This is a genomic window from Streptomyces aureus (assembly GCF_000725495.1).
GTDB classification, from domain to species: domain Bacteria; phylum Actinomycetota; class Actinomycetes; order Streptomycetales; family Streptomycetaceae; genus Streptomyces; species Streptomyces aureus_B.
Genome location: NZ_KL647042.1, coordinates 160,287 through 177,106, shown reverse-complemented (window position 1 = coordinate 177,106; position 16,820 = coordinate 160,287). Strand labels below are relative to the sequence as shown.

The following is a 16,820-nucleotide window of genomic DNA, read 5'->3' as shown; positions in this document are numbered from 1 at the left end:
GAGGCCGAGGGCGGGCCGGCGCCTGCTGGCCCTGACCGGCCCCCGCCCGCCCCGGCGGCGCACGCCGACCCCGGCCGGGGCACGCCGGACCCGGTTCCCACCGCGGCCGAGCCAGGCCCTGGCCACGGCACGACCGAGCCGGGCCGTGCCGCGAGCCCCGAACCGCAGCACGAGACCCGAGCCGCGGTACGACGGCCCCGAGCAGCGGCACGACCGAGCCGGGCCGCGGCCGCAGTGCGCGCCGCAGCGGCCGCGGCCGGAGAACGTCATCGCCTTCGCCCCCCTCACGGAGGCCGAGGGCGGGCCGGATCCCGCTCGCCCCGGCCGGGCACGACGGACCCAGTTCGCGCCGCGACCGAGCCGGGAGTCGGCCGCGGCACGACCGAGCCCGGCAGCACCGAGCTCGGCAGCACCGCGACCGGGCCGGGCCGGGCCCGGCCCGGCCGCGGCGCGTGCTGCGGCGGCCCCGGCCCGCCCGGCATCCCGCCGGTGTCCGCCCGGCAGGGCCCGGCATTCGACCGGTAGCCGATCGTCCGTTTCCGCCCGTACCGAACCCGCCCGTCCGATACCGCCCCGTGTCTTCCCCCGGACATGCGCGGTCCGTTAGCTTCCGTGACTCAAGGTCCCGTACGACCCGTACGGGACGACCGGCCGCGGAGCACCAGCGCCTTGCACGCCCCCGGGGGCCCCTGTCATGACACGCGCCATCTCCCTGCACCACGTCAGCAAGTCCTACGCCCGCGGGCCCCGCGTGGTGGAACGCCTCTCGCTGGACATCCGGCCCGGCGAGTTCCTCGTCCTGCTCGGCCCCTCCGGCTGCGGCAAGTCGACCGTGCTGCGGATGATCGCGGGACTCGAGGAGGTCTCCGAGGGCGAGGTCCGGCTGGACGGGGAGTACTCCAACGACCTGCCGCCCTCCGATCGGAACATGGCGATGGTCTTCCAGAACTTCGCCCTCTATCCGAGCATGACCAGCCGCGACAACATCGGCTTCCCGCTGCGCATCGAGACGCCCGGAGCCGACCCCCGGGACCGGGTGGACGCCACCGCCCGCATGCTCGGCATCCAGGACCTCCTGGAACGCTTCCCCAACCAGCTCTCCGGCGGCGAGCGGCAGCGCGTGGCGATGGGCCGGGCGATAGCCCGCCACCCCTCCGCCTTCCTGATGGACGAGCCGCTGTCCAACCTCGACGCCAAACTCCGCAACCACCTGCGGGCCGAGATCTCCAAGCTCACCAGGGAACTGGGCGCGACCACCGTCTACGTCACCCACGACCAGGCCGAGGCCATGTCGCTCGGCGACCGGGTCGCCGTCATGCGCGGCGGGGTCCTCCAGCAACTGGGCACGCCCCGCACGGTCTACGGACTGCCCGCCAACGTCTTCGTCGCCGCCTTCATCGGCACCCCGCGCATCAACCTGCTGCGCGGAGTCGTCCGGGCCCCGCTCGACGGCGCCATGACGATCAGCCTCGGCAAGCAGTTCCTGCGGCTGCCCGAACCCCTGAGCCTGGACCACCAGTTGCTCCGGGTGCAGCAGGGCCGCGAGGTGATCGTCGGGCTGCGCTCGGAGGCCATCCGGCTCGCCCGGGCGTCCGAGGCCCGGCCGGGCGAGGTGGCGATCACCGGTCTGGTCGAGCACGTGGAGTTCCAGGGGCACGAGGTCCTCGTCCACTTCAACACCGGTTCACGGCCCGCCTTCGTGCCCGAGCTGGAGTCGCCGCGGCCGTCCCGCCCGTCGCGCCGGCGCCGCCGTGAGGGCGGAACCGTCCTGGACCGGCTGCGCGGGCGCGCGGGGGCGCTGCGCGCCGGACCGGTCGTCGTCCTCGACCATCCCTCCGACGACGGGTACGAGCACTCCGAGCCGGCACCGCCCGAGGGGCGGCTGCCCGGTGACCTGGTCGTGCGCACGACCCCCGACATCGAACTCCGCCACGGGATGCAGATCCCGCTCCTCGTGGACCTGGCCCACCTGTTCGTCTTCGACCACGGCGGCGAGCGGATCTGCCCGGCCCCCGAGCGGCTGCCCGACCTGGAGGAGTGACGCCCCGGGGCGGGCCCTCGGCGGGGCGGTCCGCGGATGCCGTGACCTGCGGCACGGCAGGTCGCCCTGGCGCCGCAAAACTATCATCGCTAGTTTAGGTCCCGGACGACGCTGCCCCCGCCCGGGAGGAACACGATGAAGGCACATGACGGCATGTACATCGACGGGGCGTGGCGCCCCGCCGCCCAAGGGGACACGATCGAGGTCGTGAACCCGGCCGACGAGCAGGTGATCGGCCACGTCCCGGCCGGCACCGCCGCGGACGTCGACACCGCCGTACGGGCCGCCCGCGCCGCGTTCCCGGGCTGGGCCGCGACCCCGCCCGCCGAACGGGCCGCCCGCCTCGCGGCCCTCAGGGACGTCCTGGCCGCGCGCCGGGACGAGATCGCCGAGACCGTCACCGCCGAGCTCGGGGCGCCGCTCGCGTTCTCCCAGGCCGTGCACGCGGGCGTCCCGGTCCTGGTGGCCGGCTCCTACGCCGAGCTGGCGGCGACGTACGCCTTCGAGGAGAAGGTCGGCAACTCGACCGTCTACCAGGAGCCCGTCGGCGTCGTCGGCGCGATCACGCCCTGGAACTACCCGCTCCACCAGATCGTCGCCAAGGTCGCCCCCGCCCTCGCCGCGGGCTGCACGGTGGTGCTCAAGCCCGCCGAGGACACCCCGCTGACCGCCCAGCTCTTCGCCGAGGCCGTCGCCGAGGCGGGCGTGCCGGCCGGCGTCTTCAACCTCGTCACCGGCCTCGGCCCGGTCGCGGGCCAGGCACTCGCCGAGCACCCGGACGTCGACCTGGTCTCCTTCACCGGCTCCACGGCCGTCGGCCGGCGGATCGGCGCGACGGCGGGCGCCGCGGTCAAGCGCGTCGCCCTCGAACTCGGCGGCAAGTCCGCCAACGTCATCCTGCCGAGCGCCGACCTCGCCAAGGCCGTGAACGTCGGCGTCGCCAACGTGATGTCCAACTCCGGCCAGACGTGCAGCGCCTGGACCCGCATGCTCGTTCCCGCCGACCGCTACGAGGAGGCCGTCGAGCTGGCCGCGGCCGCCGCCGCGAAGTACGGCGACCGCATCGGACCGGTCGTCAACGCCAAGCAGCGCGACCGGGTGCGCGGTTACATCGAGAAGGGGGTCGCCGAGGGCGCGCGGCTCGTCGCGGGCGGCCCCGAATCCCCGCGCGAACAGGGCTACTTCGTCAGCCCCACCGTCTTCGCCGACGTCACCGAGACGATGACGATCGCGCAGGAGGAGATCTTCGGCCCGGTCCTGTCGATCCTGCGCTACGAGGACGAGGAGGACGCCCTGCGCATCGCCAACGGCACGGTGTACGGGCTCGCGGGCGCGGTGTGGGCCGGCGAGGAGTCCGAGGCGGTCGCCTTCGCGCGGCGGCTCGACACCGGCCAGGTCGACATCAACGGGGGACGCTTCAACCCCCTGGCCCCCTTCGGGGGGTACAAGCAGTCGGGCGTGGGACGCGAACTCGGCACCCACGGCCTGTCCGAGTACCTCCAGACCAAGTCCCTCCAGTTCTAGGAGCGTTCACGTGGTTCGCGCCGCCGTCCTGCCCGCCGTTGGTGCCCCGCTGGAGATCGCCGAGATCGAGCTCCCCGACCCCGGACCGGGCCAGGTCCGGGTGAGGCTCGCCGCCGCCGGGGTCTGCCACTCCGACCTGTCCCTGTCCAACGGCACGATGCGGGTGCCGGTGCCCGCCGTTCTCGGCCACGAGGGCGCCGGCACCGTCGTCGCCGTCGGCGAGGGCGTGACCCAGGTCGCCCCCGGCTCCCCGGTCGTCCTCAACTGGGCCCCCTCCTGCGGGAGATGCCACGCCTGCTCGCTCGGCGAGGTGTGGCTGTGCGCCGACGCGCTCACCGGCGCGGGAAGCGTGTACGCCCGGCGAGCCTCCGACGGGAGCGATCTGCACCCCGGTCTGAACGTCGCCGCGTTCGCGGAGGAGACGGTGGTGCCGGTGTCCTGCGTCCTGCCCGCCCCGGACGGCGTCCCGCTCACCGAGGCCGCCCTGCTCGGCTGCGCCGTCCTCACCGGCTACGGTGCCGTCCACCACTCGGCCCAGGTCCAGCCCGGCGAGAGCGTCGCCGTGTTCGGGGCCGGCGGGGTCGGGCTCGCGGCCCTCCAGGCCGCGCGGATCGCCGGCGCCACGAAGATCGTCGCGGTCGACGTATCGCCCGAGAAGGAGCGGCTGGCCCGCGAGGCCGGGGCCACCGACTACGTCGTCGCCTCCGCCGGCACCGCCCGTGAGATCCGCGCCCTGACCGGCGGCAACGGGGTGGACGTGGCCGTCGAGTGCGTCGGCCGCGCCGTCACCATCCGTACCGCCTGGGAGTCGACCCGGCGCGGCGGCCGCACCACGGTCGTCGGCATCGGCGGCAAGGACCAGCAGGTCACCTTCAACGCCCTGGAGATCTTCCACTGGGGCAGGACCCTCGCCGGCTGCGTGTACGGCAACTCCGACCCGGCGCGCGATCTGCCGGTGCTCGCGGAGCACGTGCGCGCGGGCCGCCTCGACCTCGGCGGCCTGGTCACCGACCGCATCGCCCTGGACGGCATCCCGGCGGCCTTCGACAACATGATCGCGGGCAAGGGCGGCCGGGCGCTGGTGGTGTTCTAGGGCCTGTCCGACCTTCGCGTCGTCGCCCGGGAGCGCGGGCTCCCGGGCTCCCGGGCGACGACGGCACCGGCGGTCGCCGCCGGTTCCCGGGCCGGACCCGGAGGGGCGCCGAGCGGGCTCGACGGCCCCTCATGGCGACTCGCCGGCACGAACGCGGCCCGGCGTCAGGCCTGTTCGGCCCGGCTCCCGCTCTCCCCGGCCGTCGCGGGCCGCGGACCGCCGACGCCGGAAGGACCGCCGACGCCGGAAGGAGTGCCGGCACCGGTGGGACCGCCGGAACCGGACAGGGCCGCGGAGGAGGCACCGGCGGCCGGACCCTGCGCGGGTGCCGCAGCGTGCACCGTCACCGGACCGGCGTCGGCATCCGATACGGATGCCGACGCCCCCGCCGACGCCCCCGAAGGCACCGACGTCGACCCCGACGCCGGGGTCCGGCGCGGCCGCGAGCGCGACACCGCCACACCCGCGAGGCACAGCGCCCCGCCCGCCAGCGTCAGCGGTCCCGGGACCTCGTCGAGGACGAGCCAGGACATCAGCACCACCAGAGCGGGCACGGCGTACGTCGTCGCGCCCATGCGGCTCGCGCTCGTCCGGGCCAGGGCGTACCCCCAGGTCGTGAAGGCGAGGGCGGTCGGGAAGACGCCCAGATAGACCATGTCGAGGGTGGCGCCGAGGGGAGCGGCGGCGGCGTCGTGGACGAGCCGGCCCGCGAACGGCAGGCACACCACGGCCCCGATCAGACAGCCGAACGTCGTCACCTGGAGCGAACTCGCGTGCCCGAGCGCGGGCTTCTGCGCGACGACCCCGGCGGCGTAGGCGACGGCGGCGAGCAGACACAGCACCACCCCGAGCACCGAGGAACCGCCGCCGCCCGACATCGACAGCCCCACGGCGACCGCGCCGGCGAACGACACCGCCATGCCGGCGAGCAGCCGCGGCGGCATGGCGTCCCCGAGCAGCCGGGCGCCCAGCAGGGCGATCAGGATCGGGCCGATGTTCACCACCAGCGCCGCCGTGCCGGCGTCGACCTGCTGCTCGCCCCAGTTGAGCGCCACCATGTAGAAACCGAACCAGAGCAGCCCGGATATCGCGATGCCGCGCCAGGCGCCGCGCGGGGGCAGCCCCTCCCTGCGGACGGCGCAGACGACGCCGAGCACGAGCGCCCCCGAAAGGAGCCGGCCGAGCGCGAGCGCGCCGGGCGAGTACGCGGCGCCGGCACTGCGGATCGCGACGAACGCGGAGGCCCACAGCCCGACGGTGACGGTCGCCGCACCGGCGGCGAGCAGGGGCGCGCGCCGGCCGGGCGGCGCGATACGGGAGATGAGGGAGGCGTTCGTCATGCCCCCGAGGCTAGGCGGACCGCGGCCGCCGGTCTCGCGGATTTCGGACGCCCAGGTCGGCGCGCCCGTGAGCCGGGGGCCGGCCCGAGCCGTGCCCCGGGGCGAGCCATGAGTCGCGCCCGGGGCGAGCCCTGAGTCGCACCCCAGGGCCGGCCCCGAGCCGTGTCCGGGGGCGAGCCCGGGGCCGTGCCGGGGGCGCGCCCCGCTCAGCCCTCGCGCACCAGCCCCGCGTACTGCACCGCGAGGCCGTCCAGCAGGGCTCCGAGGCCCGTCTCGAAGGCGCGCTCGTCGATCTTCTCCTGCTGTTCGGCGAGGAGGTGCGCCTGCCCCAGATGCGGATAGTCGGCCGGGTCGTAGGCGCTCTCGTCGTCCACGAAGCCCCCGGCGAAGGAACCCAGCGCGGACCCCATGATGAAGTACCGCATCAGCGCCCCGATCGAGGTGGCCTGGGACGGCGGCCAGCCCGCCCTGACCATCGCGCCGAAGACGGCGTCGGCGAGCCGGAGACCGGCCGGCCTGCGCCCGGGGCCGCGGGCGAGGACCGGGACGATGTTCGGGTGGTCGCGCAGGGCGGCGCGGTAGGAGACGGCCCAGTCGTGCAGCGCGGTCCGCCAGTCGCGGCCGTCCTCGAACATCGACAGCTCGACCTGGGCGCTCACCGAGTCCGCGACCGCCTCCAGGATCTGGTCCTTGGTGCGGAAGTGGTTGTAGAGGGAGGGCCCGCTCACCCCCAGTTCCGCCGCGAGCCGGCGCGTCGAGAGCGCCGCCAGGCCCTCGGCGTCCACCAGCGTCCGCGCGGTCTCGACGATGCGGTCGGTGCTGAGGAGGGGCTTGCGCGGTCGGGCCATGGCGCACATAGTAGGGCTGCACCGTGAAACTAGCAGTGCTAATTTAAATGTACGGCTTTCAAAGTCCGTTCCCAGTAGTCCGTTCCCAGTAGTCCGCTATCTGTGGGGTGACCCGGCATGAACCTCGGGCTCAGTGATGAGCAGACCGCCGTCCGGCAGCTCGCCAGGGACTTCGTGCAGCGCGAGATCGCCCCGCACGTCGTCGCGTGGGACCGCGCGGAGGACGTCGACCGGTCGATCGTGAAGAAGCTCGGCGAGGTGGGCTTCCTCGGCCTCACCGTCGACGAGGAGTACGGCGGCAGCGGCGGCGACCACCTCGCGTACTGCCTGGTCACCGAAGAGCTGGGCCGCGGAGACTCCTCCGTGCGCGGGATCGTCTCCGTCTCGCTCGGGCTCGTCGCCAAGACGATCGCGTCCTGGGGGAGCGAGGAGCAGAAGCGGCGCTGGCTGCCGGGGCTGACCGCCGGCGAGTACGTCGGCTGCTTCGGGCTCACCGAGCCGGGCACCGGCTCCGACGCGGGACAGCTCTCCACCCGCGCCGTGCGCGACGGCGGCGACTACGTGATCAACGGCGCCAAGATGTTCATCACGAACGGCACCTGGGCCGACGTCGTGCTGCTCTTCGCCCGCTCCACCGACGCCCCGGGCCACAAGGGCGTCTCCGCCTTCCTGGTGCCCACCGACACCCCCGGTCTGACCCGCCGCACGATCCACGGCAAGCTGGGACTGCGCGGCCAGGCCACCGCCGAACTCGTCCTCGAGGACGTGCGCGTGCCGGCGAGCGCGATGATGGGGCCCGAGGGCAAGGGCTTCTCGGTGGCCATGTCGGCACTCGCCAAGGGGCGGATGTCGGTGGCCGCGGGCTGTGTCGGCATCGCCCAGGCCGCACTGGACGCGGCGGTGACGTACGCGACCGAGCGCGAGCAGTTCGGGAAGACGATCGCGCACCACCAGCTCGTCCAGGAGCTCATCAGCGACATCGCCGTGGACGTGGACGCGGCGCGCCTGCTGACCTGGCGGGTCGCCGATCTTGTGGACCGCGGGCTGCCGTTCGCGACCGAGTCCTCTAAGGCCAAGCTCTTCGCCTCGGAGGCGGCCGTGCGCGCGGCGAACAACGCCCTCCAGGTGTACGGCGGTTACGGCTACATCGACGAGTACCCGGTCGGCAAGCTCCTGCGCGACGCCCGGGTGATGACCCTCTACGAGGGCACCAGTCAGATACAGAAACTGGTCATCGGGCGGGCCCTGACCGGGGTCTCGGCGTTCTGAGTCTGAGTACGTCCCTGAGTACGACGGCGGATGTGGCGGGGGCCACATCCGCCGATCCTTGTCCCCATGACCGAGACACCCGCCAAACACCAGAACACGGCCGCCTTCTACGGGCAGGCCGTGGCGTCCTTCTCCGTCGCGATGGCCGCCACCGCGCTCGGCATCTTCAAGCTCCAGGCCGACGCGTGGGTGCGGGGCTTCCTGGCCATCGCCGTCCTCTACCTGGTGACGTCCTCCTTCACGCTGGCCAAGGTGATCCGCGACCGCCAGGACGGCGGCCGGCCCGGCGGCCGGGTCTACGACCCCTTCGAGAAGCTCTGATCCCCGTGCCGCCGTGACCCGATCGACGCTAAGCGCCCGCTCAGGTTCAGGGGTATGGTGTTCACCCTGTCAGTCGAGAAGGGGCGAACAGCGATGAGTACGGCGCAGGAGACGCCCGGCGGCGAGATGCAGCCGTGGGCCGAGGTGACCCCGGACGCGGCGCGGCGGCTGCTGATCGCCGCGGTGGAGGCCTTCGCCGAGCGCGGGTACCACGCGACGACGACCCGGGACATCGCGGGCCGCGCGGGCATGAGCCCGGCCGCGCTGTACATCCACTACAAGACCAAGGAAGAGCTGCTTCACCGGATCAGCCGGATCGGCCACGACAAGGCGCTGGACATCGTGCGCACCGCGGCCGACGCCGGGGGCACTCCGGCCGAGCGGCTCTCCGACGCCGTGCGGTCCTTCGTACGCTGGCACGCGGGCCAGCACACCACCGCGCGCGTGGTCCAGTACGAGCTGGAGGCCCTCGGGCCCGAGGCGCGCGCGGAGATCATCGCGCTGCGCCGCCAGGTCGACGCCGAGGTGCGCCGCATCATCCAGGACGGTGTCGCCACGGGCGAGTTCGACGTCCCGGACGTCCCCGGCACCACCCTCGCCGTGCTGTCCCTGTGCATCGACGTGGCCCGCTGGTTCAACGTCGACGGTCCCCGGACCCCGGACGAGGTCGGCGCGCTGTACGCCGACCTGGTCCGGCGGATGGTGGGCTTCAAGGGCTAGGGCGTGTTCGGTCGTTCCCGTCCGCCCGGCTCGCCGGGTCCCGGTCGCGCCGGGCCCGGGGCGGGCGCCGGGCCCTTCGGAGCCCGGCGCGGGGCCCGTTCAGAGGTAGTAGCGCGCCACCGACTCGGCGACGCAGACCGGCTTGTCGCCGCCCTCGCGTTCCACGGTGAAGGCGACGGAGACCTGCACCCCGCCCGGCACGTCCTCCACCCCGGTGATCGCCGCGGTGGCGCGCAGCCGCGAGCCGACCGGGACGGGGGCGGGGAAGCGGACCTTGTTCGTCCCGTAGTTGACGCCCATCTTCACGCCCTCGACGGCGATCAGCTGGGGGCCGAAGAGCGGCAGGAGCGACAGGGTGAGATAGCCGTGCGCGATCGTGGTGCCGAACGGCCCCGCCGCGGCCTTCTCGGGGTCGACGTGGATCCACTGGTGGTCGCCGGTCGCCTCCGCGAAGAGGTCGATCCGCTTCTGCTCGATCTCGACCCAGTCCGTGTAACCCAGCTGCTCGCCCACGGCGCTGCGCAGCTCCTCGACCGTCGTGAACGTCCTCGGCTCCGCCATGTCCCTGGCCTCCCGCGTCTCATAGTCTAAGCGACTGCTTAGCATGGTCGCCCGGGAGGCACATGTCAACGGACCGGACGGGTGGCGCGGTAGGTAGGTTGGGGACGTGCCCCAGATCCCCGAGACGGTCCACGAGCTGACCGTCGGACAGTTGTCGGCCCGCAGCGGCGCGGCCGTCTCCGCCCTGCACTTCTACGAGTCCAAGGGCCTGATCAGCAGCCGCCGCACCTCGGGCAACCAGCGCCGCTACCACCGTGACGCGCTGCGCCGGGTCGCCTTCGTCCGGGCCGCCCAGCGCGTCGGCATCCCGCTGGCCACCATCCGCGAGGCGCTCGCCGAACTCCCCGAGGAGCGCACCCCGACGCGGGAGGACTGGGCCCGGCTGTCCGAGGCCTGGCGCTCCGAACTCGACGAACGCATCAAGCAGCTCGGCCGGCTGCGCGATCACCTCACGGACTGCATCGGCTGCGGCTGTCTGTCCCTGGAGACCTGCGTGCTCTCCAACCCCGACGACGTCCTCGGCGAGCGCACGGCCGGCTCCCGGCTCATGGTGGAGCGCGCCGGGACCCGGCCGGCGCCCGCGCGAGAGGAGCCCGGGCCGCCGCCCGTGCGCGAGAAGTCCGGGCCGACGGGGGCGTGCGCACCGGGTCCGCTGCGGGAGCCGACGGCGGGGGACTGCCGCTGACGCGTCCCCCGCCCGCGCCCGCCTCACTCGTACTCGGTGCCGCCCTTGCGGGTCAGATAGGCCGGGCTGACCGCCTTGGCTATGGCCCGGCCGCCCGTCACCGGGCTGTAGCGCTCGGCGGCGACGAAGGCGCCCTCCGGCCCGCCGGGAGCCGGAGCCCCGGGCCGGATCACCACGCCCTCGCGCAGATGCAGCGCGCTCCCGGACACGGTCTCGTTGCCGGAGGCGATCTCCAGCACGCGCGCGACGTCGTACGGACCCGCGTACAGCCGGGGTACGAGCGGGAGTTCGCCCGCCAGCAGCTCCTCGGCGTCCAGCCAGCGGACCTCGCCGCCGATCTCCGCGGACACGTCGAACACGGCGTAGCCGATCGTCTCGCGGCGGCCGTCGGCGCCGTACGTCAGATCCTGCACGCCCGCTCCGTACACCTCGCCGAAGATGCCGACGCGGCGCGCGCCGAGGCGCCGGGCGATCCCGGCGGCGGCCCGCGCGACCCCGTGGCCGTGCACCGCGCGCCAGTACAGATTGCGCGGATCCTCCTTCAGCGCCAGGGACTTGGCGCCGAAGCCCTTGGAGGACACCTGGACGCGGTCCTCGTCGGCGAGGTAGGTCAGCAGACAGGCCGAACCGTGCAGCTTCTCGGTCACCACGACCGGTTCGCCCGCCGTGAAGATGTCCGGATACCGCTGGATGTTCTCGATGTCGACCCAGGGCAGCAGATCGGGCGCGGCCTCGACGTCGCCGTTCATCGTGGGCGGGATCGGCGGCACCCATTTCGCGATGCCGAGGAACTCCGCGAAGTCCGTGCCCTCTTCGGCGGCCCGTTCCAGGTCGACGTCCGCCAGCGCCCCGGGACGGCACACGATGCCCTGCGACAGCTCCCCGCGCAGCCGCACCGCCTTGACCCGGTCCGACGCACTGCCCGCCAGCCGTCCCGTCAGCCCCAGTTCCTCGATCAGCGGGGCCGGGAGCACGGACTGCTCCGGGATGTACAGCGCCCACTCGCCGGTGCGGTAAGCGCCCTTGGCGACCACGGCCCGGTACAGGCCCACCTGGGCCAGCTCGAGCGCGTCGGCGTTCGGATGTTCGTGGATCGTCAGCACTTCGGCGGTGACGCGCAGCGTCGACATGGGGGACCCCCTGGGGTTGCTCAGCCGTGTTTCATCGCCCCCAACTGTCCGTACGGGAAACGGCTGGAACCAGCGGATTTCCTGCTGCTACCGTCACCGCCCCGCGGTTTCGGCGTACACCCGGCCGCGCGGGCGGGCCGCTCGGCCGGGAAGGGCGGTCACGCGGACACGAGCAGCCGGCTGCGCCGGGCGCCGGCGAGCGCCTCCGGGGTCAGGACGGGCCGTGGCACCACGATGCCGCAGCTCGTGCAGACGGGGCCCGACGACGGTTCGTGGGCCAGGTCGTACATCCAGACGAGGCGCTCTCCGGTGCACACGGGGCAGACGGTGCCCGGCGCGCGCTCCAGTGCCGCGATCAGCCGGCGCAGCACCTCGGCCAGCGGTTCATGGGGGTGGACACGGGGGTTGTCGCACCAGGCGACGCCGAAACCGCCCCAGGTCAGCCGGTGCCAGTCGTCGACACTGCCGGGCCTGCGCAGTCCGTCGTGCTTCTCCTTCTTGCGGCGCTCGGCGAACTCGGCCTCGTAGGCGAGCCAGACGGAACGGGCCTCCTCCAGCTCGTCCAGTGCGGCCACGAGCCGCGCCGGATCGGGGGAGCGGTCCTCGGGACCGAACCCGGCCCGGGAACACAGGTGGTCCCAGGTCGCCCGATGCCCGTAGGGGGCGAACCTCTCCAGGCACTTGCGCAGTGAGTACCGCCGCAGTGCCAGATCACACCTCGGATCTCGCGCCTGTCTCGCCAGACTCCGGAAACCGGCCATCGTCCTGCACCTCCGTCACACCTGCACCTGAACTCCGGTCACTTCGGCGCCGTCCCGTACGGACGTCGTCGAGTAGACGTATCGACAAGCGATTCGGCTCCATCCAATTTTTCGACGGCCCCCCGCGAGCCACCCGCGATGTGTCCTGGACCCGCCTCCCGTCCCCGTCGGCCGGCCGTCCGCCGGTTCCCCGGCGCTCCCTCACTCACTGTGAATCCAAAAAACTGACGCATGTTCATCTTCAAACGCGGGGATACCGGCGGTAACGTCCGGCCACCCCCATCGGTAGGAGCCGACATGCCACCGAGCACCCCACGCACCACCTTGGACAGACTGAGAACTCCCCGCAGATTCCCCAAGTTCCTCAAGGCAGCATCCCTATGCGTGCTCATTGCCGGTCTTTTGTCGCCGCTTTCCCAGGCGGCGGCCGCGGACACCTCGACGACGGCCGCCGCGAACGACTACTGCGGCGGCCAGTGCTCCGACATCCTGCCGCCCGGTGAGAACGGCAACGCCACCCTCGCCCAGATCCTGCTCAACCAGGCCTTCGGCACCCAGCCGAGCCATGCCGAGGACCAGCTCGGCCTGTACGGCAACCTGGCCTCGGGCTACTCGACCCTGACCGACGCCAAGATCAACGACTTCTTCAACGACGCCTCCTTCGGCGTCGCCTCGGGCCAGGTCGAGTCGACCACCAAGCCCGGCGGGCGCACCGACGTCGCGATCGTCCGCGACAAGAAGACGGGCGTCCCGCACATCTCCGGAACCACCCGCTACGGCACCGAGTACGGCGCCGGATACGCCGCCGCCCAGGACCGGCTGTGGCTGATGGACGTCTTCCGGCACGTCGGACGCGGCCAGCTGACCAGCTTCGCCGGCGGCGCGGCCTCCAACCAGGGTCTGGAGCAGGAGTTCTGGCGCAACGCGCCCTACACCGAGGCCGATCTGCAGGCCCAGATCGACGAGGCGACCAGCAGGGCCGGAGCCCGCGGCACCCAGGCCCTCGCCGACGCCAACGCCTACATCGACGGCATCAACGCCTACATCGACGCCTCCGACAGCGGTCGCTACTTCCCCGGCGAGTACGTCCTGACCGGCCACAAGGACTCCATCACCAACGCCGGCACCATCGACCACTTCAAGCTCACCGACCTGGTCGCGCTGGCCTCCGTCATCGGCTCGCTCTTCGGCTCCGGAGGCGGCGGCGAGGTCAACAACGCCCTGTCGCTGCTCGCCGCCCAGAACCAGTACGGAGTGACCGAGGGCACCAAGGTCTGGGAGTCCTTCCGCGAGCGCAACGACCCCGAAGCCGCGCTCACCCTGCACAACGGCGAGAGCTTCCCCTACGCCTCCCGGCCGGACAGCCTCCAGGGCGAGGCGCTGCCCGACGCCGGCTCGGTGAGCCAGGAACCGCTGGTCTACGACCGTACCGGCAGCGCGGCCACCGCGAGCGCCACCAGCGCCTCGGCCACGGCCGCCAAGACCTCCCTGACCTCCGCCAAGCGCGGTATGTCCAACGCCCTGGTGGTCAGCGGGAAGCACACCGCCAGCGGCCACCCCATCGCCGTCTTCGGACCGCAGACCGGCTATTTCACGCCACAGCTGCTGATGCTCCAGGAGATCCAGGGACCCGGGATCAGCGCGCGCGGCGCCTCCTTCGCGGGCCTGAGCATGTACGTCGAACTCGGCCGGGGCCAGGACTACTCCTGGAGCGCGACGACCTCGGGCCAGGACATCATCGACACCTACGCCGTCGAACTGTGCCAGGACGACTACCACTACCTGTACCACGGCACCTGCACGGCGATGGACAAGGTCGAGCGGACCAACTCCTGGAAGCCGACCGTGGCCGACGGCACCGCCGCCGGCTCGTACCGGATGCAGGTCTACCGCACCAAGTACGGGCCCGTGGAGTACCGCGCGACGGTGGGCGGCAAGAAGGTCGCGTACACCACCCTGCGCAGTTCCTTCATGCACGAGGCCGACTCGATCATCGGCTTCCAGATGCTCAACGACCCGGACTTCGTGAAGAGCCCGGCGACCTTCCAGAGCGCGGTGCAGAACATCAACTACACCTTCAACTGGTTCTACGCCGACTCGGCGCACACCGCCTACTACAACAGCGGCGACAACCCGGTCCGGGCGAGCGGGGTCGACGCCGAGTTCCCGGTGTGGGCGCAGGCCGCGTACGAGTGGCAGAACTGGGACCCGGCCACCAACACGGCCGGTTACACCCCGGCGTCCGCGCACCCCAACTCGGTGGACCAGGACTACTACATCTCCTGGAACAACAAGCAGGCCAAGGACTACACCACGGCTTCCTGGGGCGACGGCTCGGTGCACCGCGGCGACCTCCTGGAGGACCGCGTGTCCAAGCTGGTCGCGGCGGGCGGAGTGACCAGGTCCGCGCTGGTGAAGGCGATGTCCGACGCCTCGCTCGCCGACCTGCGGGCCGAGGACGTGCTCCCGAACCTGCTCAAGGTCGTCAACAGCTCCACGGTCACGGACACCACGGCCGCCGCGGCCGTGAGCAAGCTGTCCGCCTGGGTGACCGCGGGAGCCAGGCGCACGGAGACCTCGGCGGGTTCGCACACCTACGCCAACGCCGACGCGATCCGCATCCTGGACGCCTGGTGGCCGCTGCTGGTCAAGGCGGAGTTCCAGCCGGGGCTCGGGAGCGACCTGTACACCGCCTTCGGCAACAACCTCCCCGTCGACGAGGCGCCCTCCGCCGGACACGGACCGACCGGCTCGCACGCCGGAAGCTCCTTCCAGTACGGCTGGTGGAGCTATGTCGACAAGGACATCCGGACGGTGCTCGGGCAGTCCGTGCAGGGCGGCCTGTCCCGGACGTACTGCGGCGGCGGCAGCCTGACCGCCTGCCGTGACCTGCTGATCAGCTCGCTGAAGGAGGCGGCCGGCAAGAGCGCATCGACCGTCTACCCCGGCGACGACCAGTGCTCGGCGGGCGACCAGTGGTGCGCCGACTCGATCGTCCAGCGGACGCTCGGCGGCATCAAGCACGGCAAGATCACCTGGCAGAACCGGCCGACGTTCCAGCAGGTCGTCGAGTACACCTCGCACCGATAGGCAGGAGACGGCGCCGCCGCGACCGCCCTCGGGGGCGGCCGGCGACGACGCGGCGGCGGGTCACCCGACGCGGCCCGCCGCCAGCACCACCTGGGCCAGCTCGCGATGACAGATGTCGCTGTGCGCGCCCGCGGGAGCGCCGCCCCGGCACACCACCGAGGCGGCGTCGACGTTCACGCACCCCGAGACCGGCAGCCGCGTCCGCAGCGCCTCGGTGAGCGTGAACGATGCCGTCCCCGGCACCGCCTGCACCCCGTCGTGGCCCATCGCGCCCCACTGCGCGCCGAGCATGCCGCCGATGCCGAAGTCCGCCACGACCGACCGGTCGTCCCCCGCCATCCGCGAGGCCAGCGGATAGACCGTGCCGAGCGCCTCGTCGAAGTGGGAGTAGCAGCACACCAGCGGGCCGTCGATGCGGTGGTACTGCCCGTCCAGCACCCCGCTCGCGCGCGGGTCGTGGGGCAGCCGCGGGGCGAACGCGTAGTGGGAGAAGGCGCCTTGGAGCAGCGTCACCGACTTCACGGTGTGCACTCCGGAGGGCAGCCCGCGCAGCGCGAAGGAGACCAGCCGGCCGCCGAAGCTGTGCCCGATCAGATGGACGCGCACGTCCGGCGCCGCCGCCGCGAGCTGCCCCACCACCCTCCCGAGCCCGCGTTCACCGACGGTGCCCGCCCGTCTCTTCATGGCGTAGTACGTGGCCTGGCGCAGCAGTTCGAGCGCTCCGTCCCACAGTCGGGGCAGCCCGAACGAGGGGCCGTCCGTCCCGGAGAGCGCCTGCGCGAACGCGGCGCACACCGCCGCGGTGTCGCCGAAGAGCATCTCCGGATCGCTCTCCGGAACGCCCTCCGCGAGGGTGTCCGCCGCGAACGAGACCCCCGGTCCCTGCGGCCGGGCCTCGACGAGCAGCCGTACGAGACGGCCGAACTCCTCCAGCGAGGCCCCGTCGTCCGGCTGCTGGTCGAGGAGCCGGACGATCTGCTCGACCAGGGTGGCGCGGCCGGGGAAGACCTCCAGGAGGGCGTGCCGGGTGTCCTTGCCGAGCGGGGAGGCGCCGTCCTCGGCGACGCCGGCGGCCACCGAGCGCGGGAAGTCGGGGATCGGCTCGTCGCAGAACCGCATCGAGGGCCAGACCACCCCGACGTAGCCGAGGCGGGCGGTGGGCGCGAGGGAGGGGACGGGCTCGAAGAACTGGCTGAACATACGCGTCGCCGTCGAACGGTCGTTGTTCCAGCCGTGCGCGAACACGATCAGGTCGCGGACCTTGCGCCGCCGCACCTGATCGAGGAGCCGGTCGCGTTCGCGACCGTCCACGTCCCCGTCCGCGTCGAAGGTGATCTCCCAGTAGGGAGAGACACTCACTGCCGGTTCCGTCATGTCAGGCCCCCTGACCCCGCGGGCGGTGCGATATGGGCGCATCGTCCACCCGGCGGGGAAAGT

14 protein-coding genes are annotated in these 16,820 nt (G+C 72.7%); 8 read left to right on the top strand and 6 right to left on the bottom strand.

From position 1 onward, the window contains the following. Nucleotides 1-694: 694 nt before the first annotated feature. The 3 genes from IO36_RS41910 (at nt 695) to IO36_RS41900 (ending at nt 4,658) form a co-directional block, all read left to right on the top strand. The gene (locus IO36_RS41910; protein ID WP_037628530.1) at nt 695-2,041 is read left to right on the top strand and encodes an ABC transporter ATP-binding protein; all 1,347 of its coding nucleotides are present in this window, start codon (nt 695-697) and stop codon (nt 2,039-2,041) included. A 135-nt stretch (nt 2,042-2,176) separates the two neighbouring features. Then, nucleotides 2,177-3,565, top strand: a complete 1,389-nt coding sequence (locus IO36_RS41905; protein WP_037628529.1) for an aldehyde dehydrogenase family protein — start codon at nt 2,177-2,179, stop codon at nt 3,563-3,565. A gap of 10 nt (nt 3,566-3,575) precedes the next feature. Then, a complete protein-coding gene (locus IO36_RS41900; RefSeq protein WP_037628528.1) occupies nt 3,576-4,658 on the top strand; it encodes a Zn-dependent alcohol dehydrogenase in 1,083 nt (360 codons plus the stop codon). 164 nt (nt 4,659-4,822) lie between these two features. Here the strand turns inward: IO36_RS41900 and IO36_RS41895 are convergent, their stop codons facing one another. Together IO36_RS41895 and IO36_RS41890 are read right to left on the bottom strand one after the other, a co-directional pair. Beyond that, nucleotides 4,823-5,998 carry a DMT family transporter gene (locus IO36_RS41895; protein WP_078943782.1) on the bottom strand — a complete coding sequence of 392 codons (1,176 nt, stop codon included), beginning with the start codon at nt 5,996-5,998 and terminating at the stop codon, nt 4,823-4,825. Between the two features lie 206 nt (nt 5,999-6,204). Next, complete coding sequence (locus tag IO36_RS41890) at nt 6,205-6,846, bottom strand: TetR/AcrR family transcriptional regulator (protein WP_037628527.1); 642 nt, start codon at nt 6,844-6,846, stop codon at nt 6,205-6,207. A gap of 117 nt (nt 6,847-6,963) precedes the next feature. Here IO36_RS41890 and IO36_RS41885 point away from each other — a divergent pair, with 117 nt between their 5' ends. From IO36_RS41885 to IO36_RS41875, 3 genes are all read left to right on the top strand, one after another. After that, on the top strand, nt 6,964-8,115 hold the full coding sequence (locus IO36_RS41885; protein ID WP_037628526.1) for an acyl-CoA dehydrogenase family protein: 1,152 nt from the start codon (nt 6,964-6,966) through the stop codon (nt 8,113-8,115). Between the two features lie 66 nt (nt 8,116-8,181). Then, the gene (locus IO36_RS41880; protein WP_037628525.1) at nt 8,182-8,436 is read left to right on the top strand and encodes a YiaA/YiaB family inner membrane protein; all 255 of its coding nucleotides are present in this window, start codon (nt 8,182-8,184) and stop codon (nt 8,434-8,436) included. Between the two features lie 93 nt (nt 8,437-8,529). Further along, nucleotides 8,530-9,156 carry a TetR/AcrR family transcriptional regulator gene (locus IO36_RS41875; RefSeq protein WP_037628668.1) on the top strand — a complete coding sequence of 209 codons (627 nt, stop codon included), beginning with the start codon at nt 8,530-8,532 and terminating at the stop codon, nt 9,154-9,156. A 99-nt stretch (nt 9,157-9,255) separates the two neighbouring features. Here the strand turns inward: IO36_RS41875 and IO36_RS41870 are convergent, their stop codons facing one another. Further along, nucleotides 9,256-9,717, bottom strand: a complete 462-nt coding sequence (locus IO36_RS41870) for a MaoC family dehydratase (RefSeq protein WP_037628524.1) — start codon at nt 9,715-9,717, stop codon at nt 9,256-9,258. A gap of 106 nt (nt 9,718-9,823) precedes the next feature. Here IO36_RS41870 and soxR point away from each other — a divergent pair, with 106 nt between their 5' ends. Then, on the top strand, nt 9,824-10,402 hold the full coding sequence (soxR, locus tag IO36_RS41865; RefSeq protein ID WP_051901336.1) for a redox-sensitive transcriptional activator SoxR: 579 nt from the start codon (nt 9,824-9,826) through the stop codon (nt 10,400-10,402). A 23-nt stretch (nt 10,403-10,425) separates the two neighbouring features. Here soxR and IO36_RS41860 read toward each other — a convergent pair whose 3' ends face one another. Both IO36_RS41860 and IO36_RS41855 read right to left on the bottom strand, forming a co-directional pair. Continuing rightward, nucleotides 10,426-11,532 (bottom strand): RNA ligase (ATP), encoded by a 1,107-nt coding sequence (locus IO36_RS41860; protein WP_037628523.1) that lies wholly within the window; start codon nt 11,530-11,532, stop codon nt 10,426-10,428. A gap of 158 nt (nt 11,533-11,690) precedes the next feature. Then, the gene (locus IO36_RS41855; protein WP_037628522.1) at nt 11,691-12,293 is read right to left on the bottom strand and encodes a hypothetical protein; all 603 of its coding nucleotides are present in this window, start codon (nt 12,291-12,293) and stop codon (nt 11,691-11,693) included. A 297-nt stretch (nt 12,294-12,590) separates the two neighbouring features. On the opposite strand from IO36_RS41855, the gene IO36_RS41850 reads away from it, so the two are divergent. Beyond that, nucleotides 12,591-15,383: a penicillin acylase family protein gene (locus IO36_RS41850; RefSeq protein ID WP_037628521.1), complete on the top strand. Its 2,793-nt coding sequence runs from the start codon at nt 12,591-12,593 to the stop codon at nt 15,381-15,383. A 60-nt stretch (nt 15,384-15,443) separates the two neighbouring features. On the opposite strand, the gene IO36_RS41845 is transcribed toward IO36_RS41850, so the two are convergent. Then, on the bottom strand, nt 15,444-16,757 hold the full coding sequence (locus IO36_RS41845) for a serine/threonine protein kinase (RefSeq protein ID WP_037628520.1): 1,314 nt from the start codon (nt 16,755-16,757) through the stop codon (nt 15,444-15,446). Nucleotides 16,758-16,820: the final 63 nt, after the last annotated feature.